The sequence below is a fragment of the Helicobacter pylori genome (genome assembly GCF_016755635.1).
Classification (GTDB): Bacteria; Campylobacterota; Campylobacteria; order Campylobacterales; family Helicobacteraceae; genus Helicobacter; species Helicobacter pylori_CQ.
The window spans coordinates 1,083,142-1,103,521 of the sequence record NZ_CP051500.1 but is presented as its reverse complement, the minus strand read 5'-3'; the positions used below and the strand labels follow the sequence as shown (position 1 = coordinate 1,103,521).

Here is a 20,380-nt window from a genome sequence, read left to right as displayed (position 1 = left end):
GGATTTTAAAGCTTTTCAACTTTGATGAGTTTCGTGCCGTATTCTACCGGCTGGGCGTCCCCCACTTCAACAGAAACCACCTTGCAAGGGTATTCCACTTCAATTTCATTCATGATTTTCATCGCTTCTACAATGCCCACGATTTGCCCTTTCTTAAGCGTATCGCCCGCTTTGACATAAGGCTCAGCCCCAGGTGAAGGCGCATGATAAAAAGTGCCTACCATAGGCGAAAGCACGAAATCTTCTTTTTTATCCACAATAGGGGTGCATACCATAGGCACAGGGGTTTGAACGCTTGGCATGCTCGCTTCTACCATAATGGGAGCTGGAGAATGGGCGGGATTTAGTGCATTTTTTTTCGCATAAGCGGATTCTTTATCCAAAACCAACTCAAAATGCTCATGCTTTAATTTCAAATGCCCTAAATCAGAAGCTTTAAATTCTTTGATCAACTCTTCAATTTCAGAAAGGTTCATAACGATCTATTCCTTATATTATTTTAAAATATGCCACAAACACATCATCTTACTAACCATAAGCGTTTTTAGCAAAAAATTATTGTTATAATAACATAATTATTAACAAACTTTAAAGGCTTTGTGTATATGGGATTGAAAGCGGATTCTTGGATTAAAAAAATGAGTTTAGAGCATGACATGATTAGCCCTTTTTGCGAAAAGCAAGTCGGTAAGAATGTGATCAGCTATGGTTTGAGCAGTTATGGGTATGATATTAGGGTGGGGAGTGAGTTCATGCTCTTTGATAACAAGAACGCTTTAATTGACCCTAAAAACTTTGACCCTAACAACGCGACTAAAATTGATGCCAGTCAAGAGGGCTTTTTTATCTTACCCGCTAACGCGTTCGCCCTAGCCCATACGATAGAGTATTTTAAAATGCCTAAAGACACCTTAGCGATTTGTTTAGGCAAAAGCACTTATGCCAGGTGTGGGATTATTGTGAATGTTACGCCTTTTGAGCCGGAATTTGAAGGCTATATCACGATTGAAATTTCTAACACCACTAATCTGCCGGCTAAAGTCTATGCCAATGAGGGGATCGCACAAGTGGTGTTTTTACAAGGCGATGAAGTGTGTGAGCAAAGCTATAAAGACAGAGGCGGTAAGTATCAAGGGCAAGTGGGCATCACTTTGCCTAAAATTTTAAAGTGATTTGAAGGAAGATAAAAGCGCTTATCCTTTGAGCGTTGTTTATTTTTTAATACAAACAATACCGCAATTTCTCAAAAATGTATTATAATACGAAACTTCAGTTTGATTGAGTCACAAACTCTTTGAGAACAAAACGCTAAACCGTTTAGGAAATTACCATGCTAAGATTCGTTAGTAAAACGATTTGCTTGTCTTTAATCGGCTTATTCAACCCTTTAGAAGCCTTTCAAAAACACCAAAAAGACGGCTTTTTTATAGAAGCCGGGTTTGAAACCGGGTTATTAGAAGGCGCGCAAACTAAAGAAGAAGCGACAGCTCAAAACACCCAAAAAATCCAAAAAAACCCCCTAACCCACCCACAAACTAACGAACAACCTAAAGAACAAAACAAAAGCGATACAGCCACCCCACAAAGCGTTTATGGGAGATACTACATCCTCCAAAGCACCATTTTAGAAAAAGCGACTGAGTTATTCACAGCGGCTAATATCAACGGCAACGGCTTAACTTTTTATTCTCAAAACCCTGTGTATGTGATGGCATACAATAAGGATAATGCCGAGTTTGAAGGCTATGGCAATAACAGCGTGGTTGTGATACAAAACTTTCTGCCCTACAATTTAAACAATATTGAATTGAGTTATACAGACGCTCAAGGCAAGGTAGTCAATTTAGGCGTGATAGAAACTATCCCTAAAGATTCTCAAATCATTCTGCCGGCAAGCCTGTTTAATAATTTTTCAAACGATTCGCCATTCAACTCCGATGGCCTCCAACAACTCCAAACCACTACCACCCCCTTTTCTGACGCTAACACGCAGAGTTTGTTTGAAAAGCTCAGTCAGATCACGACCAATCTTCAAATGACTTATGAGAATACAGACCCGTTTTCTAGCGGCAATAATGATCCTAGTGGCCCTCTTGCTTCTCCTAAACCTCATTATGAATGCCCTGGTTATAAAAAGAGTTGTCAAGTCGCTTCGGTGTCTTTCACCCCGCAAACCGCAGAAAAATTGACCAATTTAATGTTAGATATGATTGCGGTGTTTGACTCCAAATCTTGGGAAGAAGCCGTTTTAAACGCCCCTTTCCAATTTTCTAACAGCCCATCAGAGTGCGGTATTGATTACCCTAAATGCGTGAATCCTTTTAATAACGGGCTTGTTGATCCTAAAGATGAAAAATATGTGCTAACCCCAGAAGAAGTTATCAATAGTTATAGAGTCGCTAATGAGCTTACGGTGAACCTCTTGAATGCGGCCAAGGGGTTTTTAGGGCTAGGATCCCAACTGGGCAGTGCAAACGATCCTAATAATGATGGCTTCAATCAAGGTGTTTTAGGGATAGCGCCTTTTGCCTTAAACCCTGAAAAATTGTTTGGCAAAAATTTGAATAAAGTTGCTATTTTGGCATTAAGAGATATTATCCATGAATACGGCCATACTTTAGGTTATACCCATAACGGGAACATGACTTATCAAAGGGTGCGCTTGTGCCAAGAAGGAAACGGGCCAGAAGTGCGGTGTGAAGGCGGGCATGAAGTGGAGAAAAACGGGAAAGAAGAGCTAGAATTTAGCAACGGGCATGAAGTGCGAGACCATGATGGTTACGACTATAATGTTTGCTCTCGTTTTGGCGGCAAAAATCAGCCCGCTTTCCCTAGCAATTACCCCAATTCCATCTATACGAATTGCGCTCAAGTCCCCGCTGGGCTTATAGGGGTTACCACCGCTGTTTGGCAACAGCTCATCAATCAAAACGCTCTTCCCATTAATTTCGCTAATTTGAGCAGCCAAGCCAACTATTTAGACGCCAGTTTGAACGCAAGAGCTTTTGTTGGCTCCATGTTTAATGCGTTCAATCAAAGCTTTTTAACTTCTAGCGCCCAACAATCTTTTAGAAGCCCTATTTTAGGGGTTAATGTTAAAATAGGCTACCAACATTATTTCAACGACTACATAGGGTTAGCTTATTATGGCATCATCAAATACAACTACGCTCAAGCTAACGATGAAAAAATCCAGCAATTAAGCTATGGTGGGGGAATGGATGTGTTGTTTGATTTCATCACCACTTATACCAATAAAAAGCAAGGCAATCCCACTAAAAAAGTTTTTGCTTCCTCTTTTGGGGTGTTTGGGGGGTTAAGGGGCTTATACAATAGCTACTATGTTTTCAACCAGGTCAAAGGGAGCGGTAATTTAGATATAGTTACTGGGTTTAATTACCGCTACAAGCATTCTAAATATTCTGTAGGTATTAGCGTTCCTTTAATCCAAAGCGATATTAAAATCGCTTCTGATAATGGCATCTATGCGGACTCTGTTGTTTTGAATGAAGGGGGCAGTCATTTTAAAGTGTTTTTTAATTACGGGTGGATTTTTTAAATTTTAAAACTTTGCTTTACTTGAAGCTTTTGAGCAAAAAGTTAAGTTTTTAAAATTTTGTTTTTAAAACTTTTGCGATACCCCCTAAATTTGTGCGATACTCGCTACAAACACGCATGCGCTCTCAGACTTTAGCACCATATCTAACGGGATGCGATAAATTTCACGCTCTTTAAAATACCCTCTTTCTGGTTCGCTAAAGCCCCCTTCAGGCCCTATGATAACGCCCTTTTCAAAATTCGCGCTTGCGGGCAAAGTTTCACCCTTAAAATCCAAAACGCTCGCTTTTGGGTAAGCTTTTAACACCTCTTTGGTATTTGAAAACGCTTCCAATTCCATTAAAGCGCTGCGGCCGCATTGCTCGCAAGAATGGATCAAAATCTTTTGAAAGCGCTCTAGCTTGGCGCTGTCTATTTTTTCATTGCGTTGGCTAAAATCCGCATAGAACAAACTCAACTTGCTCACGCCCAACTGGTTTAAAAAGGGTAGAATTTTTTCAATGTTTTTGATTTCAATCACGCTTAAAATCAAATGCGTTTTTTTACTAGCCATAACCTCTAACGCTTGCGCGCCCACCAGCCTTAAAAGGGCATGTTTTTTAGTGATTTCTGCATGCTCATAGGTGTATAAAAAGCCGTCTTTTAAATTCCTTAAATCCAAACGACTCGCGCTTTTGATACGCCTTGAGCGGTATAAATGCGTATAACTCTCGCCTTCTATTTTTAAAACAGGCTCTTTGGCTAAAGGGTGGTAGACAAAACGCATTCAAAGGCCCATTAACACAACAATAAGAATCGTTTCTAAAAAATACAGGATTTTAGCCTTTTTAATATACGCTTCCATCCTTTCTTTTTTAGTGATAGCGAATTTCACGCTTTTATGGCGTTTGATTTCTGCTATAAGCATCAACAACAGCCCTAAAAGCATGGCAACAGCGCTAAAAGAAAATTCAAATTGTTGCATTGCCCAAATAAAAATCCCGCTCAAAAGAGCGATGCTTAAAAGAATGTAAATCGCTGGCATGACAAGATAGATTTTTTTGTTCAATTGGATAAAATTCTTTTCTTTAAAAAGGGTGTAAAGATTGATCATAAAGGCTAGGGCAAGCAAAGCGGCAAAAAAGGCATGGACAAGCAAGGATTGAGCCATCACAGAAGAATCTTGTGTATTTAATGCTTGCAAACTCATCTCTAACATTAACTTCTTTCTAACGATTTGTTTTTTATTAATCGTTTTATTTTAGCATGCACCAATGAATTTAATCAATGAAAAGCTTAATAATTTAGAAAATAACGCTACAAAATCCCCTAAAGAAGCGGTCATTCTTTTGAATATGGGAGGGCCTAATAGCCTTTATGAAGTGGGGGTGTTTTTAAAAAACATGTTTGATGACCCCTTTATCCTTACCATTAAAAATAATTTTATGCGTAAAATGGTGGGTAAAATGATCGTCAATAGCCGCATAGAAAAATCCAAAAAAATCTATGAAAAATTGGGAGGCAAATCCCCTTTAACGCCTATCACATTCGCCCTTACAGAGCGTTTGAATGAATTGGATCCTTCTCGCTTTTACACTTATGCGATGCGTTATACCCCCCCTTATGCGTCTATGGTCTTGCAAGATTTAGCCTTAAAAGAAATAGAAAGCCTGGTGTTTTTTTCCATGTATCCGCAATATTCTAGCACCACCACCCTTTCTAGTTTCAATGACGCTTTTAATGCCCTAAAAGCTTTAGAAACTTTCCGCCCTAGGGTGCGGGTAATAGAGCGTTTTTATGCCAGCAAAAAGCTTAATGAAATCATTTTAAACACGATTTTAAGCGCCCTAAACAACCGCAAAAGCCAGGATTTTGTCTTAATCTTTTCTGTCCATGGCTTACCTAAAAGCGTTATTGATGCCGGCGATACTTACCAGCAAGAATGCGAACACCATGTGAATTTGTTAAAAGAGTTGGTGCAACAAAAAAATATCCCTTTTAAAGAAGTTTTACTCTCTTACCAATCCAAGCTAGGGCCTATGAAATGGCTAGAGCCAAGCACTGAAGAATTGATAGAAAAGCACCGCAAATCTCATATTATCATCTATCCTTTGGCTTTCACGATTGATAATTCTGAAACGCTCTATGAACTAGACATGCAATACCGCTTGATGGCAGAGCGCTTGGCGGTTAAAGAGTATTTGGTTTGCCCATGCTTAAACGATTCCATAGAGTTTGCAAAATTTATCATTGAATTAGTGAATAACCTTAAAAGTGAGTGAAATTTGCATAAAAAGCGACTATTATAGTAAAATACCAAGTTTTCAAATCTATTAAAAAATAAAGGTTATTACATGTTTTCACTCTCTTATGTTTCCAAGAAATTTTTAAGCGTTTTGCTGTTGATTTCGCTGTTTTTAAGCGCTTGCAAGTCTAGCAATAAGGACAAATTAGATGAAAATCTTTTAAGCTCCGGCTCTCAAAGCTCCAAAGAATTAAATGATGAGCGAGACAACATAGACAAAAAGAGTTATGCCGGTTTAGAAGATATTTTTTCAGACAATAAGTCCATTAGCCCTAACGATAAATACATGCTTTTAGTGTTTGGCCGTAATGGTTGCCACTATTGTGAAAGGCTTAAAAAAGATCTCAAAAATGTCAAAGAGTTGCACGACTATGTTAAAGATCATTTTAGCGCTTACTATGTCAATATCAGCTACTCTAAAGAGCATAATTTTAAAGTCGGCGATAAGGATAAAAATGATGAAAAAGAAATCAAAATGTCCACAGAAGAATTAGCACAAATTTATGCCGTCCAAACCACCCCTACGATTATTTTATCCGATAAAACCGGCAAAACCATCTATGAATTGCCCGGCTATATGCCCTCTACGCAATTTTTAGCGGTGTTGGAATTTATCGGCGATGGGAAGTATCAAGACACAAAAAACGATGAGGATTTCATCAAAAAATTAAAGGCTTACATCAAGTATAAAACCAACCTTTCTAAAAGCAAGTCTAACTAGGAAAGTCTAATGAAGAATCTCAAAAGCCTGCTTTCTTTTTTGCTGGCTTCTTTTTGGGTCGCTATCCCTTTAATGGCGTTCTATGCCTTAGCGTGCGCGATAGCCACTTTTATAGAAAACGATTACGGCACGAGCGCGAGTAAGGCGATTGTGTATAACACCCCTTGGTTTAATTTCTTGCATGCGTATTTATTGGTGGTTTTAATAGGCACATTCATCAATTCCAAAGCCTTAGAGCGCAAAAGATACGCAAGCCTTTTTTTCCATAGCTCCTTGATTTTAATCATTTTAGGGGCAGCTATCACGCGTTTTTTTGGCACAGAAGGGCTTATGCATGTGCGAGAAAATAGCGCACAAAGCTCTTTTGAAAGCGCGGACACTTACCTTAACATCACTCTTAATGACACCACTAAACTTTCTTTAAAAACGCCTTTTAGCTTTTATTATTCCAAACGATTAAATCCCATTCATGCCACTTTAGATCACAAGCCTTTATTTTTAGAACCCTTAGAGATTTACAAGCAAAACGCCATTAAAAAAGATGACGCTGCTATTTTAGTGCTAAAAGCGACTTATAACGGCGTGAGCCGCAAATTCAACCTCATCAAAACCAACAGGAATGAAGGCATAGAAGAAAGCGAAATGTTTAAAGACGACAAGCTCTCTTTAAGTTTTGGATCCGCTTACATTGAATTGCCCTTTCAAATCAAACTGAATCGTTTTGAATTAGAACGCTACGCTGGCTCTATGAGCCCTTCATCTTACGCTTCAGAAGTGGAAGTTTTGAAATTGGATAACACCTTGATCAAACCTTATAGGATTTTTATGAACCATGTTTTGGATTATGAAGGCTATCGCTTTTTCCAATCTTCCTATGACACGGATGAAAAAGGAACGATCCTTTCTGTCAATAAAGACCCGGGTAAAATCCCCACTTATTTAGGGTATGCGATGCTTATTTTGGGGGCTTTGTGGTTGCTTTTGGATAAGAACGGGCGCTTTTTAAAGCTTTCACGCTTTTTAAAATCCCAACAAATTGCTAGTTTCTTGCTCGCTTTAATTTTAATCAGCCCTTTTACTTCTTCGTTCGCCACTGAGACTCCAATTGACATGCATGGGGGCAAAAGCGCTCAAATAGAACGACAAAATGTAGAAAATCCCGCTAATAAAGAAGATTCTAAAAGCGCGATTTTAGAGCGTTTGAAACATTTAAGAGAGTATTCCAAAGACCACTTAAAAGCCTTTCAAAGGCTTCAAGTCCAGGATTTTGACGGGCGTATCAAACCTCTTGACACCATTAGCATTGAGTATATCCATAAGATTTTAAGGAAAGATGATTTTCAAGGGTTAAACGCCATGCAGGTGCTTTTAGGGATCATGTTTTTCCCCAATGATTGGCGCAGCGTTAAAATGATTTACACTTCTAATAAAGCCTTAAGAAAGCTTATCGGCACGCCTTTAGATGAAAGCCGTATCGCTTTTAGAGATGCGTTTGATAGCCGTGGGTATAAATTAAAAAATTTGGTTGAAGAAGTCAATCAAAAATCCCCCAACGCGCGCAACGAGTTGGATAAAGATGTCTTAAAAGTAGATGAACGAATCAACTTAGTCTATACGCTTTTTAGCGCTCAATTTTTACGCATTTTCCCTAGCGATAAAACCACCGCTTGGCTCTCGCCCATTGAAGCGATCAACAGCCCTAATAAAGAAATTTCAAGCGTGGCAACGGAGTTTTTAAAAAATATTTTTAGCGGGTTTGATGACGCTTTAAAAACCAATCAATGGGATAAAGTAGAAAAAACCCTAAAAGATTTAAGCATTTACCAACAAGAGCATGCCAAAAATCTCTATTTACCCTCTTCTAAAGTGGATTCTGAAATTTTTTTAAACCACACCAATTTTTTTAACAGCTTGACTTTGCCTTATATCCTTTTAGGGTTATTGCTTTTTATCGTTGTGATCAGCTCTCTTGTTAAAAACACGATTCCAAATATTTGGCTCACTAAAATCCTTTATATTGCTATTTTGCTTTGCGTGCTCGCTCATTCTATGGGGCTTGTTTTGCGCTGGTATGTGAGCGGGCATTCGCCTTGGAGCAACGCTTATGAGTCCATGCTTTATATTGCATGGGCTTCTGTCATCGCAGGGTTTGTTTTACGCTCCAAACTTGCGCTATCGGCCTCTAGCTTTTTAGCCGGTATCGCGCTCTTTGTGGCCCATTTAGGCTTTATGGACCCTCAAATTGGCCATTTAGTGCCGGTGTTAAAATCCTATTGGCTCAATATCCATGTTTCTGTCATCACCGCTAGTTATGGCTTTTTGGGCTTGTGTTTTGTGCTAGGGATTTTAAGCTTGGTTTTGTTTATTTTGCGCAAACAAGGGCGTTTCAATTTGGACAAAACCATTCTCTCCATTAGCGCTATCAATGAAATGAGCATGATTTTAGGCCTGTTCATGCTCACAGCCGGGAATTTCTTAGGCGGGGTGTGGGCGAATGAATCTTGGGGGCGCTATTGGGGGTGGGACCCTAAAGAAACTTGGGCGTTGATTTCTATTTGCGTCTATGCTTTAATCTTGCATTTGCGTTTTTTAGGCTCTCAAAATTGGCCCTTTATTTTAGCGAGCAGCAGCGTTTTAGGGTTTTATTCGGTTTTAATGACTTATTTTGGCGTGAATTACTACCTTTCTGGCTTGCACAGCTATGCCGCAGGCGATCCCTTGCCTATCCCCACTTTCTTATACTTCTTGGTAGCGATACCTTTTGCTCTCGTGATCTTGGCGTCTTTCAAACGCCATTTGAGTTTGCCTAAATTAATTTAAAGGATAACCATGTTCCAACCCCTATTAGACGCTTATATAGACAGCACCCATTTAGATGAAACAACCCATAAGCCCCCATTAAATATAGCCCTAGCCAATTGGTGGCCCTTAAAGAATAGCGAAAAAAAAGGATTTAGAGACTTCATTTTGCATGTCATCCTAAAACAACGCTATAAAATCATTCTGCACAGCAACCCCAACAAACCCTCAGATCTAGTTTTTAGCAATCCCCTTGGATCAGCCAGAAAGATTTTATCCTATCAAAACACTAAAAGAGTGTTTTATACCGGTGAAAATGAAGTCCCTAATTTCAACCTCTTTGATTACGCCATAGGCTTTGATGAATTAAATTTCAACGATCGTTATTTGAGAATGCCTTTGTATTATGATAGGCTACACCATAAAGCCGAGAGCGTGAATGACACCACCGCACCCTACAAACTCAAAGATAACAGCCTTTATGCTTTAAAAAAACCCTCCCATCATTTTAAAGAAAAACACCCCCATTTATGCGCAGTAGTGAATAATGAGAGCGATCCTTTGAAAAGAGGGTTTGCGAGCTTTGTCGCGAGCAACCCTAACGCCCCTATAAGGAACGCTTTCTATGAGGCTTTAAATTCTATTGAGCCAGTGGCTGGGGGAGGGAGCGTGAAAAACACTCTAGGCTATAATGTCAAAAACAAAAACGAATTTTTAAGCCAATACAAGTTCAACCTCTGTTTTGAAAACTCACAAGGCTATGGCTATGTAACCGAAAAAATCCTTGATGCGTATTTTAGCCATACCATTCCTATTTATTGGGGGAGTCCCAGTGTGGCGAAAGATTTTAACCCTAAAAGTTTTGTGAATGTTTGTGATTTTAAAGATTTTGATGAAGCGATTGATTATATTAGATACTTGCACACGCACCCAAACGCCTATTTAGACATGCTCTATGAAAACCCTTTAAATGAAATTGATGGGAAAGCTTACTTTTACCAAGATTTGAGTTTTAAAAAAATCCTAGATTTTTTTAAAACGATTTTAGAAAACGATACGATTTATCATTGCGATGCCCGTTCTTATGATGCTCTTCATCGTGATTTGAATGAGCCGTTAGTTTCCATTGATGATTTGAGAGTTAATTATGATAATTTGAGGGTTAATTATGATAATTTGAGGGTTAATTATGATAATTTGAGGGTTAATTATGATAATTTGAGAAGAGATCATGATAATTTGAGAAGAGATCATGAGCACCTTTTATCAAAGGCTACCCCTTTATTGGAGCTATCCCAAAACACCTCTTTTAAAATCTATCGCAAAGCTTATCAAAAATCCTTACCTTTGCTATGCACCATAAGGAAGTGGGTTAGAAAATAGGTTTGTAAAACCAATCAAACCCCTTGCGCTATCATCGCCGACGCTACTTTTCTAAAACCAGCGATATTAGCCCCTAAAACAAAATTAGTAGGGTCTTTAAACTCTTTAGCGGTTTGAGAAACATTCTTATAAATTTCTTTCATGATGTGGTGCAATTTCGCATCCACCACTTCAAAGCTCCAAGGGTGCATGCTCGCATTTTGCGCCATTTCCAAGCCGCTCACGCTCACCCCCCCAGCATTAGCCGCCTTGCCTATGCCATAAGAAATCTTAGCCTGTAAAAACAATTCAATCGCTTCATTGCTTGAGGGCATGTTCGCCCCTTCAGCCACGCATTTACACCCATTAGAAAGGAGGGTTTTAGCGTCTAAAACGCTCAATTCATTCTCAGTCGCGCTAGGAAAAGCCGCAAAACAAGGCACATGCCATACGGCATTCCCTCCTTTGGGGTAATTTTCTGTGGGGGTGTATTTCGCACTTGGTTTTTGTAGGGCATATTCTTTGATCCTCCCACGACGCGCTTCTTTAATCTCTTTCAAAAGCTCTAAATCAATGCCGTCTTTATCATAAATCATGCCATTAGAATCGCTCGCCGTTACCGGTTTGGCTCCTATTTGAAGCAATTTTTCAATGGTGTAAATTGCGACATTACCGCTCCCAGAAACGCTGCAAACCTTACCCTCTAAAGAGCTGTTCCTTTCTTGTAACATTTCTTCCGCAAAATACACGCACCCATAGCCGGTAGCTTCTTTTCTGCACAAACTCCCCCCATAAGTTAGCCCCTTACCGGTCAATACGCCCTCAAAACGATTGACTAATTTTTTATATTGCCCAAACAGATAGCCAATCTCTCTTTCGCCCACTCCAATATCCCCAGCTGGCACATCAGTTGTGGCTCCAATATGGCGGTATAATTCATTCATGAACGCCTGGCAAAAACGCATGATCTCATGCTCGCTCTTCCCTTTAGGGTCAAAATCGCTCCCCCCCTTAGCACCCCCCATAGCCAAAGTGGTGAGCGAATTTTTCAACACTTGCTCAAAGCCTAAAAACTTGATCACGCTTTCATTCACGCTAGGGTGGAATCTCAAGCCCCCCTTATAAGGGCCAATAGCTGAATTGAATTCAACCCTACACCCCCGATTGACTTGGATTTGATGGTTATCATCTAGCCAACACACCCTAAAAAAAATCTCCCTTTCAGGCTCAATCAAACGCTCTAATATTGCATGCTTTTCATAGCTTTTATCGCTGTCTAAAAGGGGTTTTAACGAAGTGATAGCTTCATAGACGGCTTGATGGAACTCTTTTTGATAAGGGTATTTTTTCTGTAAAGATTGGAGAATTTTTTCAACATACATGAGTGGCATCCTTTATTGTTTTAAGTGTTTTTATTGTAACACCAAAAGGGTAATTAAGTTTTAACTTTATCTTAAAAACTTTTTAAAACGCCTATAAACCCTCTATCAAAGCCGCTCAAATCCTTGTAAAACTCTGCATCATAACCGCAAAATTCCAAGCATTCTTTCAAGCTTTTCAATTGGTCATACCCCATTTCACAAACCAAAAAAGGGATTTTTAACTCAGCGGCTAAAAAAACGATTTCTTTTAAGATTTCATCGCCTTTAACCCCCCCAAAAAGGGCTTCGTGCGGTTCTTTGAGGACGGATTTTTCCAAAGGATAACCTTTAGCGATATAAGGCGGGTTAGAGACAAGCATTTCTATCGTTGGCATGCGATCCCAAAGGCGCGTTTGTTTTAAACAAACACGCTCTTTTAAATTAAAGCGTTCAATATTTTTGGACGCCACTTCTAAAGCTTTTGGTGAAATATCGCTCGCATGAATGGAAAGTTTAGGGTTTTCTAAAGCCAAACTCACCGACACGCATCCGCTCCCTATGCCGATTTCGCCTATTTCTTTTAAATGGTATTGAGAAATAATATCAAGGGCTTTTTGGACCAAAATCTCCGTTTCAGGCCGTGGGATTAAAACATGCTCATTCACAAAAAAAGAACGCCCGTAAAAATCACAGCTTTCTAATAAATACTCTATGGGGCAGTCATTCAATCGCTTTCCTACCAATTCAAAAAAACGCACCTCTTCTTCGTGGTTTAGCTCTAAATAGGCATGCGTGTGCAAAAAAACCCTTTCTTTTTGCAAGACAAAGCCTAATAAAATTTCAGACTCTAATCCCCCCCTAAAACCTTTTTGAGATAATCCTTTTTTGGCTTTGTTTAGGGCTTGTGAAAGGGTCATTCAATTTCATAATCCAAAGCTTTTAGGCGTTCTAATAGCGGCGGGTGCGTGAAATGCAAGAAAACATAAAAAGGGTGCGAATAGGGGAACGCTTTATTTTCACTCACAATGGACACTAACGCTTTGGCTAAAACCTCTTTAGAGCTTAAGCTCGCCCCAAACTTGTCCGCATTGTATTCGTTCTTTCGGCTAAAAAACCCGATCAAAGGCATGGCGTAAAAGGAAAACACCGGCAAAAATAAGAGTAAAATCGCAATCAAACTCGCTGGCGTTTGCGAGACATTAAAGCCTTCAAAAACCAATGGTGGCAAATGAGCGATCAGAGCAAAAACAAGAGCGAGCAAGCCTCCCATAATCCCTAAACTTTTCAACAAATCCTTATTTTTAAAATGCCCTAATTCATGCCCTAAAATGGCTAAAAGCCCTTCTGTCCCAACTTTAGAGATCAAAGTGTCAAACAACACCACCCGCTTGTTTTTGCCCAAGCCTCCAAAATACGCATTCAAACGCCCATCCCTCTTGCTAGCGTCCATCACAAAGATACCTTCAGATTTAAAACCCACCTTATCCATCATGCTCTCAATTTGACTCTCCAAATCCCTATTATTCAAGGGGGTGAATTGGTTGAAAAGCTGAGCGATTTTAGGGTAAAAAAGATTAGCCAAGATCATAAAAACAAACACGACAAAAAACGAGCTAATCTCCCAATGTTCCACATGTTCAATGATCATAATAAGAGTGTAAATCAACAACAATCCCACGCCTAAAGTGAGCGATAACCCTTTGAAAAAATCCTTAAAAAACAACGACAAGCTCACCTTAGAAAAGCCAAATTCCTTATCCAAATGCATGGTGGTGTAGTAGCTAATGGGTAAAGCTAAAACGCTTTGAATCGCTAAAAACAACAAGGCAAACACCAAGTAGCCTAGCGTTTCAGAAAGGTTTAAATAATGCGTCAAATCTTCTAAATGCGTCAAACCAAAAAAGACCCAACCAGCAAAGATCACCCCGTCTAAAATTTGAGAAATAATGGATAATTGCATTTTCCTAATGGCATAATTTCCCGCTTCTTCATAATCCTTTTGTGGGAGTAAAACAGGCTTCTCGCAGAGTTTTTGACGGATAAATTTCAATTGCAAAATATCGCCTACAATGTAAGGAGTCGTAAAAAAGAGCAAATAAAAAATACAAATTATCATATCTATCCATATGTCAAGCATGTTCTAAACTCCTTTCTTAATTGAATTTACCAATAAAAGTGTAGGAATTATAACAATTTTTCAAAAATTTACCATAAAATTAAATAAATATGGTAAAAAAAAGGGCTGTTTTTGAGCGTTTTTAATCCAATCGTAAAAAGCTGTGTTATCCAACTTGCTATAAAGGTCTGTCATGCCCCATTCTTTTAAAAAGCGTTTTTTAATCATTTATGCCCTTTCTACCTTGCTTTTAGTGGGGGTTTTGTTAGCGTTATTTTTCTTTTATGCGAAAAATAACCTCTTAGAAAACACCCAAATACGCATGCAATACACCGCTGATGCGATCGCTAAAAGCCTTTTAGAATTGGATAATGTCTCTTCTTTAGAGCCTTTAAAAATCTTAGAAGAACGATTCAAAAACACCCCCTTTGTCTTATTAGATGGGGACAACAAAGTCAAGTTTTCTAATATCGGGGCGTTTGTGGCCTCTTTTAAAAATGACGCAATCAAAACCCCTTATTTTGCGTTTAAAAAACAAGGCTTTTACCTCACAGACAGCACCCCAACTAACCGCTTAGGGGTTTCTAAAATCATTATCGCAGAAGAAGAAATCCAAAAAAATTTCATCCCCCTTTATAAAATGATAGGCTATGTGTTTTTGGGCGCGAGTTTGTTTGTCGCACTAATAGCTGGGTGGCTTTATAAGATCCAATCAAACTGAGTCAAAATTATTTTTCCACCAACACAGGCTTATTTTTAAAGCTTTTAGCCGCATTTTCAAGCTGTTTTAGGGCTTCTTCTTTCGTTTGATAAGGGCCAATAAAATAATGCGTGAGGGAGTCTTTTTTCTCCATTTGGTAAGGGAAAGTTTTGAGCGTTTGCAAAAAATCCTTACTGGGCGCGTTCAAAAAAGCCCCAATTTGCAAGTAATACCCTTTAGGGATACTTGCATCTTTTAGGCTAGGTTTTATCAGGCTTTTTTTATTTTCGCTTTTAGGCAACTCTTTTGTTAGGGGCTTGGATTCATTGAGAGCGAGTGCATGCTTATGGGCTTTCTTGATTTTTCTTTTCACCTTTTTGCTTTCTATATAAAAATCGTATAAATCATGGATTCTTTGTTTCACATAAGCTTCATAGCAATTCTTATAAATCGGGCTATTTTTAATAGAAGCCTTAGGGCTTATTAGCATGACCAACGCCACGCATTCTTCATGGGCGACTTTGAGCCATTCTTCTTCGCTTTGCTCTAGGATTTCTTTGATTTTAGGGAACTCATACTGCGTGCCTTTCCCCATATTATCCAACATTTCTATAAGTTCTTCATGGACTTGATTGAGTCTTAATTGGATAGGGGGTAAATTTTTGGGCGTATTTTGAACGCTTTTAAGATCCGCTTTTTTGTCCTCTAAACCAACAGCGTTTCTTAAAAAGAGGAAAACCAACAACAGAGTCATTTTTAATATACTTTTTTGCATTCACCACTCCCATGTCAAGCTTTCTGTCTTGTTGCTTTATGGTAATCAAAAATACCAAATACCACCATAAGAATGGTTTAAAAAATGGGGTTTTAGTTACTTTATTTTAATAGTAAAAGCCATTACCTTAAGGGGATAGGGGTATTTTGCGATAATTCAATAGCTTTGATATAATAACTTTTGAAAACCATGAAAGGCTTATGATGCAATCTTTAAGTTTGTTAAACCAATTGGGCGCTAAAATTGATGAATTGATTGAAAAAATCCAAAAACAAGAAGAAGAGTTGAACGCTTTACGCCAAGCAAACACCACACTGAATGCGCAAAATGAAGAAAAAGACATTCAAATCGCTATTTTATACGATGAATTGAGCGCTAAAGATAAGGGCATTCAAGGTCTTTATGACAAAATCTCTGATTTATTGTCATAAACCATTAAAAACATGTCTTTAGAAAACGATAGCTTAGAAATCACTTATTCAGGCAAACGCTATAAAATCTCTCTCAATAACACCTTTAGCGATGAGATGAAACGCACCCTAAAGGAGCGTTTCCATAACCAAGAATTAAACGCCTTAGAGCTTTTAAAGGATTATTTGCATGAAAGTTGCCAGAACGAGTATTTGCATAATGAACTCAAAAAGCTTTTAGAAAAAATCTCATCATGTTCTATCACTTAATCGCTCCTTTAAAAAATAAAACCCCCCCTTTAACTTACTTTTCTAAAGAGCGACACCTTAAAGGAGCGTTAGTCAATATCCCTTTAAGGAATAAAACGCTTTTGGGCGTCGTTCTTGAAGAAGTTTCAAAACCCTCTTTTGAATGCCTAGAGTTAGAAAAAACCCCTTATTTTTTACTCCCCTTTCAAATAGAGCTCGCTATATTTATTGCTCAATATTACTCGGCTAATCTTCCTTCAGCTTTAAATCTTTTTACCCCTTTTAAAGAATGCGATTTGGTGGGGTTAGAAAAAATTGAGCCTGCTCTTAATGCGTTAAGCCAAACGCAAACAAACGCTTTAAAAGAATTGCAAAAACATTCAGCAAGCTTGCTCTTTGGCGATACGGGTAGCGGGAAAACCGAGATTTATATGCATTCAATCGCTCAAACTTTAGAGCAAAAAAAAAGCGCATTATTGTTAGTGCCAGAAATCGCCCTCACCCCTCAAATGCAACAACGCCTTAAAAGGGTTTTTAAAGAAAATTTGGGCCTGTGGCATAGCAAACTCTCTCAAACCCAAAAAAAACAATTTTTAGAAAAGCTTTATTCGCAAGAAATCAAATTAGTGGTAGGCACACGAAGCGCGTTGTTTTTACCTCTTAAGGAGTTGGGTTTAATCATTGTAGATGAAGAGCATGACTTTTCTTATAAATCTCATCAAAGCCCTATGTATAACGCTAGGGATTTATGCTTGTATTTATCCCATAAATTCCCTATTCAAGTGATTTTAGGCTCTGCTACGCCAAGTTTAAATAGTTACAAACGCTTTAAAGATAAGGCTTTAGTGCGCTTAAAGGGGCGCTACACGCCTACGCAAAAAAACATTATTTTTGAAAAAACCGAGCGTTTTATCACGCCCAAACTCCTAGAAGCGCTAAAACAAGTTATAGACAAAAACGAGCAAGCCATTATTTTTGTGCCTACAAGGGCTAATTTCAAAACCTTGCTGTGTCAAAATTGTTACAAAAGCGTTCAATGCCCCTTTTGCAGCGTGAATATGAGTTTGCATTTAAAAACCAACAAACTCATGTGCCATTATTGCCATTTTTCAAGCCCTATCCCTAAAATTTGTAGTGCATGTCAAAGCGAAGTTTTAGTGGGTAAAAGGATAGGCACCATGCAAGTGTTGAACGAGTTGGAAGGCCTTTTGAAAGGCGCTAAAATAGCCATTTTAGATAAAGATCATACCAGCACGCCAAAAAAACTCCACAATATTTTAAACGATTTCAACGCTCAAAAAACCAATATCTTAATCGGCACTCAAATGATAAGCAAAGGGCATGATTACGCTAAAGTGAGTTTAGCGGTTGTTTTAGGCATAGACAATATCATTAAATCCAATAGCTACAGGGCTTTAGAAGAAGGCGTGTCGTTACTTTATCAAATCGCTGGGAGGAGCGCTAGGCAAATTTCTGGTCAAGTGTTCATTCAAAGCACCGAAACGGATCTATTAGAAAATTTCTTAGAAGATTATGAAGATTTTTTACAATACGAATTGCAAGAAAGGTGCGAACTCTACCCGCCTTTTTCAAGGCTGTGTTTGTTAGAGTTTAAGCATAAAAACGAAGAAAAAGCCCAACAATTGAGCCTAAAAGCCTCTCAAACCCTTTCTTCGTGTTTAGAAAAGGGTGTAACGCTCTCTAGCTTTAAAGCCCCCATTGAAAAAATCGCTTCTTCTTACCGCTACCTTATTTTGTTGCGTTCCAAAAACCCTTTAAGCCTAATCAAAAGCGTGCATGCGTTTTTAAAAACCGCCCCCAATATCCCTTGCAGCGTGAATATGGATCCTGTGGATATTTTTTAAAAAACTTTTATATATTATTTCAAAAAACTCAGGTTTTTCTGGCGACTAGTAGCGTGAAATTCACCCATTTAAACAGCGCTTCCACATGCTTAAACCCCACGCTTTCTAAAAGTGCGATATTTTCTTTTAAACTATAAGGCACAAGCACATTTTCTAACGCTTCCCTTTTGAAAGCGATTTCATTGTGGCTGTAGCCTTGATTTTGTTTGTAAAGGTAGTATAGTTCTATCATTTGCTTGTCTAATATCCGATCTTCGCTCATGATCTTTTCGCCCACCAATAAAACCCCATTCAACGCAAGGCTGTTATAAATCTTTTTGAGCAGCACCTCTCTTTGCATGGGGCGGACAAATTGCAACACAAAAAGCAATGAAAACGCGCTCGCTTCTCTAAACTCAACCTCTAAAAAATCCATGCATTCAAAACGGACATTGTTAAAATCTTTTAATTTTTCTTGCGCTTTTTTGAGCATGGGCATGGAATTGTCAATCCCTACAAGCTCAATATCTTGTTGGATTTGTTGGTTAAGCACGATAAAAAAGTTTCCGGTAGAACAGCCTAAATCATAAATCAAGGGCTTAACATTGGTATTTTCTTTTAAATTTTGAGCGATAAAATACGCCCCCAAATCCAACATTTCATGGTAATAGGGGATGGAGCGCTCCAGCATGTCGTCAAAAACATGGGCGACTTTCTCATCAAAACAAAAGCGTTTGTTTAGAGATTGGTTAAACAGAGTGTCTTTCATCCAAAAAAGAAGCGTGGTTTAAAAATCTTTAAACCACAACAGCAATAACGCTTAAGCTTTTTTATGCACCAACTCGTTGATGTAGTAATCCACTGAGCCTAAGCCTTCTTTTTTCGCCCACTCATAGCATTGAGAAACAAAATGCCAATTGATATGCCCATAGAATTTTTCCAAATACACAGGGCGCGCGTTTTTGTGGTCAATATAATAAGCATGCTCCCACACATCCACCACTAAAAGCGGCACTTTTTTATCCGTAACTGGGGTTTGAGCGTTGCTGGTTTGAATGATTTCAATTTTTTGAGTGTCTAAATTATACGCTGCCCAATTCCAACCAGAGCCAAACAAAGTGGTCGCGCTCTTAATGAAGTCTTCTTTAAATTTTTCCAATGAGCCGAAATCTTTTTCTAAAGCCCCTTTTAATTCATCGCTTAAGGCAGTCGCTTTGGGGCTTAGGCAATCCCAATAAAAATCGTGGTTGTAAATTTGAGCGGCGTTATTAAACACGCCTCCGCTAGATTTTGTCAAAATAGCAAACAAAGAACTTTTCTCAAAATCCGTGCCTTTGATGAGGTTGTTCAAATTATTCACATAAGTTTGATGGTGTTTCCCATGGTGGAAATCAAACGCTACAGGGCTTAAAAAATCTCCCATGCTGTCTTTAGCAAAAGGCAATTCTCGTAATGTAAACATGTTTTCTCCTTGTGATTAGATAGCCGTATTGTAGTCATTTTTTAATACTTTTTGGTAAATCTTTTCTTAAAAATTGATCGTTATGCAAATTTTGTAGATTTCAAGGGGTTTTTTAAAATGGAAACGATTTTTTTAATAAATCCTCTTTAAATTTTTTGAAAGTTAATTTTAATTGACTATTATTCTAACGCAATTAGCAATTTATTAGAAAGGATTTAACCATGCAAAAAGTTACTTTTAAAGAAGAAACATACCAATTAGAAGGGAAAGCCTTAAAAGTGGGCGATAAAGCCCCTGATGTGAAATTGGTCAATGGCGACTTGCAAGAAGTCAGTTTATTGAAGCAAGGCGTGCGTTTTCAAGTCGTTAGCGCGCTTCCTAGTTTAACCGGATCGGTTTGCTTGCTCCAAGCCAAACGCTTCAATGAGCAAGCCGGCAAACTGCCTTCTGTGAGTTTTAGCGTTATTTCTATGGACTTACCTTTTTCTCAAGGGCAAATTTGCGGCACTGAAGGCATTAAGGACTTAAGAATCTTAAGCGATTTTAGGTATAAAGCTTTTGGGGAAAATTACGGCGTGCTGTTAGGCAAAGGCTCTTTGCAAGGCTTACTCGCTCGATCGGTGTTTGTTCTTGATGATAAGGGGGTGGTTATCTATAAAGAAATCGTTCAAAACATTTTAGAAGAGCCCAATTATGAAGTGCTTTTAAAAGTGTTGAAATAGGAAATCCTTAAAAGGAG

20 protein-coding genes are annotated in these 20,380 nt (G+C 38.5%); 11 read left to right on the top strand and 9 right to left on the bottom strand.

Translation table 11 applies throughout. The annotated features are described in order from the left end of the window. Positions 1-5: 5 nt before the first annotated feature. Entirely contained in the window at positions 6-476 is a 471-nt protein-coding gene (gene accB / locus HG567_RS05095; protein ID WP_001053755.1) for an acetyl-CoA carboxylase biotin carboxyl carrier protein, read from the bottom strand. A gap of 129 nt (positions 477-605) precedes the next feature. Between accB and dcd the strand changes: the two genes are divergently transcribed. Further along, positions 606-1,172 (top strand): dCTP deaminase, encoded by a 567-nt coding sequence (dcd, locus tag HG567_RS05090; protein ID WP_202163713.1) that lies wholly within the window; start codon positions 606-608, stop codon positions 1,170-1,172. A gap of 158 nt (positions 1,173-1,330) precedes the next feature. Then, entirely contained in the window at positions 1,331-3,559 is a 2,229-nt protein-coding gene (locus tag HG567_RS05085) for a porin family protein (RefSeq protein ID WP_202163712.1), read from the top strand. An 84-nt stretch (positions 3,560-3,643) separates the two neighbouring features. On the opposite strand, the gene HG567_RS05080 is transcribed toward HG567_RS05085, so the two are convergent. After that, on the bottom strand, positions 3,644-4,324 hold the full coding sequence (locus HG567_RS05080; protein WP_202139410.1) for a 16S rRNA (uracil(1498)-N(3))-methyltransferase: 681 nt from the start codon (positions 4,322-4,324) through the stop codon (positions 3,644-3,646). Then, positions 4,325-4,756: a hypothetical protein gene (locus tag HG567_RS05075; RefSeq protein ID WP_000892134.1), complete on the bottom strand. Its 432-nt coding sequence runs from the start codon at positions 4,754-4,756 to the stop codon at positions 4,325-4,327. A 55-nt stretch (positions 4,757-4,811) separates the two neighbouring features. Here HG567_RS05075 and hemH point away from each other — a divergent pair, with 55 nt between their 5' ends. The 4 genes from hemH (at position 4,812) to HG567_RS05055 (ending at position 10,745) form a co-directional block, all read left to right on the top strand. Next, positions 4,812-5,819: a ferrochelatase gene (gene hemH / locus HG567_RS05070; protein ID WP_202163711.1), complete on the top strand. Its 1,008-nt coding sequence runs from the start codon at positions 4,812-4,814 to the stop codon at positions 5,817-5,819. 72 nt (positions 5,820-5,891) lie between these two features. Continuing rightward, the gene (locus tag HG567_RS05065) at positions 5,892-6,563 is read left to right on the top strand and encodes a SoxW family protein (protein WP_202163710.1); all 672 of its coding nucleotides are present in this window, start codon (positions 5,892-5,894) and stop codon (positions 6,561-6,563) included. Positions 6,564-6,572: 9 nt separating this feature from the next. Beyond that, entirely contained in the window at positions 6,573-9,383 is a 2,811-nt protein-coding gene (locus HG567_RS05060) for a cytochrome c biogenesis protein (RefSeq protein WP_202139407.1), read from the top strand. A 9-nt stretch (positions 9,384-9,392) separates the two neighbouring features. Further along, positions 9,393-10,745 carry a glycosyltransferase family 10 domain-containing protein gene (locus tag HG567_RS05055; RefSeq protein ID WP_202163709.1) on the top strand — a complete coding sequence of 451 codons (1,353 nt, stop codon included), beginning with the start codon at positions 9,393-9,395 and terminating at the stop codon, positions 10,743-10,745. A 14-nt stretch (positions 10,746-10,759) separates the two neighbouring features. On the opposite strand, the gene gdhA is transcribed toward HG567_RS05055, so the two are convergent. The 3 genes from gdhA to HG567_RS05040 all read right to left on the bottom strand — a co-directional run bounded on the left by gdhA (position 10,760) and on the right by HG567_RS05040 (position 14,222). Then, entirely contained in the window at positions 10,760-12,106 is a 1,347-nt protein-coding gene (gene gdhA, locus HG567_RS05050) for an NADP-specific glutamate dehydrogenase (protein WP_108328401.1), read from the bottom strand. 71 nt (positions 12,107-12,177) lie between these two features. Further along, complete coding sequence (locus HG567_RS05045) at positions 12,178-13,002, bottom strand: peptide chain release factor N(5)-glutamine methyltransferase (protein WP_202139405.1); 825 nt, start codon at positions 13,000-13,002, stop codon at positions 12,178-12,180. Continuing rightward, a complete protein-coding gene (locus HG567_RS05040; RefSeq protein WP_202163708.1) occupies positions 12,999-14,222 on the bottom strand; it encodes a M48 family metallopeptidase in 1,224 nt (407 codons plus the stop codon). The genes HG567_RS05045 and HG567_RS05040 overlap by 4 nt, the downstream gene beginning before the upstream one ends. Before the next feature lie 172 nt (positions 14,223-14,394). On the opposite strand from HG567_RS05040, the gene HG567_RS05035 reads away from it, so the two are divergent. After that, complete coding sequence (locus tag HG567_RS05035; protein WP_202139403.1) at positions 14,395-14,922, top strand: hypothetical protein; 528 nt, start codon at positions 14,395-14,397, stop codon at positions 14,920-14,922. A gap of 7 nt (positions 14,923-14,929) precedes the next feature. On the opposite strand, the gene HG567_RS05030 is transcribed toward HG567_RS05035, so the two are convergent. Next, a complete protein-coding gene (locus HG567_RS05030; RefSeq protein WP_202139402.1) occupies positions 14,930-15,676 on the bottom strand; it encodes an SPOR domain-containing protein in 747 nt (248 codons plus the stop codon). A 203-nt stretch (positions 15,677-15,879) separates the two neighbouring features. Here HG567_RS05030 and zapB point away from each other — a divergent pair, with 203 nt between their 5' ends. Genes zapB through HG567_RS05015 form a run of 3 tightly spaced genes read left to right on the top strand, consistent with a single transcriptional unit; the run spans position 15,880 to position 18,200 of the window. Next, entirely contained in the window at positions 15,880-16,107 is a 228-nt protein-coding gene (gene zapB, locus HG567_RS05025) for a cell division protein ZapB (protein WP_001191194.1), read from the top strand. 12 nt (positions 16,108-16,119) lie between these two features. After that, complete coding sequence (locus HG567_RS05020) at positions 16,120-16,356, top strand: hypothetical protein (RefSeq protein ID WP_000051174.1); 237 nt, start codon at positions 16,120-16,122, stop codon at positions 16,354-16,356. Then, complete coding sequence (locus HG567_RS05015) at positions 16,341-18,200, top strand: primosomal protein N' (protein WP_202139401.1); 1,860 nt, start codon at positions 16,341-16,343, stop codon at positions 18,198-18,200. The genes HG567_RS05020 and HG567_RS05015 overlap by 16 nt, the downstream gene beginning before the upstream one ends. A 28-nt stretch (positions 18,201-18,228) precedes the next feature. Here HG567_RS05015 and cmoA read toward each other — a convergent pair whose 3' ends face one another. Both cmoA and sodB read right to left on the bottom strand, forming a co-directional pair. Then, the gene (gene cmoA / locus HG567_RS05010) at positions 18,229-18,948 is read right to left on the bottom strand and encodes a carboxy-S-adenosyl-L-methionine synthase CmoA (RefSeq protein WP_202139400.1); all 720 of its coding nucleotides are present in this window, start codon (positions 18,946-18,948) and stop codon (positions 18,229-18,231) included. A gap of 51 nt (positions 18,949-18,999) precedes the next feature. Then, entirely contained in the window at positions 19,000-19,641 is a 642-nt protein-coding gene (gene sodB / locus HG567_RS05005; RefSeq protein ID WP_000494623.1) for a superoxide dismutase [Fe], read from the bottom strand. Positions 19,642-19,862: 221 nt separating this feature from the next. On the opposite strand from sodB, the gene tpx reads away from it, so the two are divergent. Next, complete coding sequence (gene tpx / locus HG567_RS05000; RefSeq protein ID WP_202139399.1) at positions 19,863-20,363, top strand: thiol peroxidase; 501 nt, start codon at positions 19,863-19,865, stop codon at positions 20,361-20,363. Positions 20,364-20,380: the final 17 nt, after the last annotated feature.

Coding starts and splice junctions, on each gene's coding strand:
- gdhA (WP_108328401.1), bottom strand. CDS start 12,106: ATGTATGTTGAAAAAATTCTCCAATCTTTACAGAAAAAATACCCTTAT.
- HG567_RS05040 (WP_202163708.1), bottom strand. CDS start 14,222: ATGCTTGACATATGGATAGATATGATAATTTGTATTTTTTATTTGCTC.
- tpx (WP_202139399.1), top strand. CDS start 19,863: ATGCAAAAAGTTACTTTTAAAGAAGAAACATACCAATTAGAAGGGAAA.
- dcd (WP_202163713.1), top strand. CDS start 606: ATGGGATTGAAAGCGGATTCTTGGATTAAAAAAATGAGTTTAGAGCAT.
- HG567_RS05085 (WP_202163712.1), top strand. CDS start 1,331: ATGCTAAGATTCGTTAGTAAAACGATTTGCTTGTCTTTAATCGGCTTA.
- accB (WP_001053755.1), bottom strand. CDS start 476: ATGAACCTTTCTGAAATTGAAGAGTTGATCAAAGAATTTAAAGCTTCT.
- HG567_RS05065 (WP_202163710.1), top strand. CDS start 5,892: ATGTTTTCACTCTCTTATGTTTCCAAGAAATTTTTAAGCGTTTTGCTG.
- sodB (WP_000494623.1), bottom strand. CDS start 19,641: ATGTTTACATTACGAGAATTGCCTTTTGCTAAAGACAGCATGGGAGAT.
- HG567_RS05060 (WP_202139407.1), top strand. CDS start 6,573: ATGAAGAATCTCAAAAGCCTGCTTTCTTTTTTGCTGGCTTCTTTTTGG.
- cmoA (WP_202139400.1), bottom strand. CDS start 18,948: ATGAAAGACACTCTGTTTAACCAATCTCTAAACAAACGCTTTTGTTTT.
- HG567_RS05020 (WP_000051174.1), top strand. CDS start 16,120: ATGTCTTTAGAAAACGATAGCTTAGAAATCACTTATTCAGGCAAACGC.
- HG567_RS05075 (WP_000892134.1), bottom strand. CDS start 4,756: ATGTTAGAGATGAGTTTGCAAGCATTAAATACACAAGATTCTTCTGTG.
- HG567_RS05055 (WP_202163709.1), top strand. CDS start 9,393: ATGTTCCAACCCCTATTAGACGCTTATATAGACAGCACCCATTTAGAT.
- hemH (WP_202163711.1), top strand. CDS start 4,812: ATGAATTTAATCAATGAAAAGCTTAATAATTTAGAAAATAACGCTACA.
- HG567_RS05080 (WP_202139410.1), bottom strand. CDS start 4,324: ATGCGTTTTGTCTACCACCCTTTAGCCAAAGAGCCTGTTTTAAAAATA.
- HG567_RS05030 (WP_202139402.1), bottom strand. CDS start 15,676: ATGCAAAAAAGTATATTAAAAATGACTCTGTTGTTGGTTTTCCTCTTT.
- HG567_RS05015 (WP_202139401.1), top strand. CDS start 16,341: ATGTTCTATCACTTAATCGCTCCTTTAAAAAATAAAACCCCCCCTTTA.
- HG567_RS05045 (WP_202139405.1), bottom strand. CDS start 13,002: ATGACCCTTTCACAAGCCCTAAACAAAGCCAAAAAAGGATTATCTCAA.
- zapB (WP_001191194.1), top strand. CDS start 15,880: ATGCAATCTTTAAGTTTGTTAAACCAATTGGGCGCTAAAATTGATGAA.
- HG567_RS05035 (WP_202139403.1), top strand. CDS start 14,395: ATGCCCCATTCTTTTAAAAAGCGTTTTTTAATCATTTATGCCCTTTCT.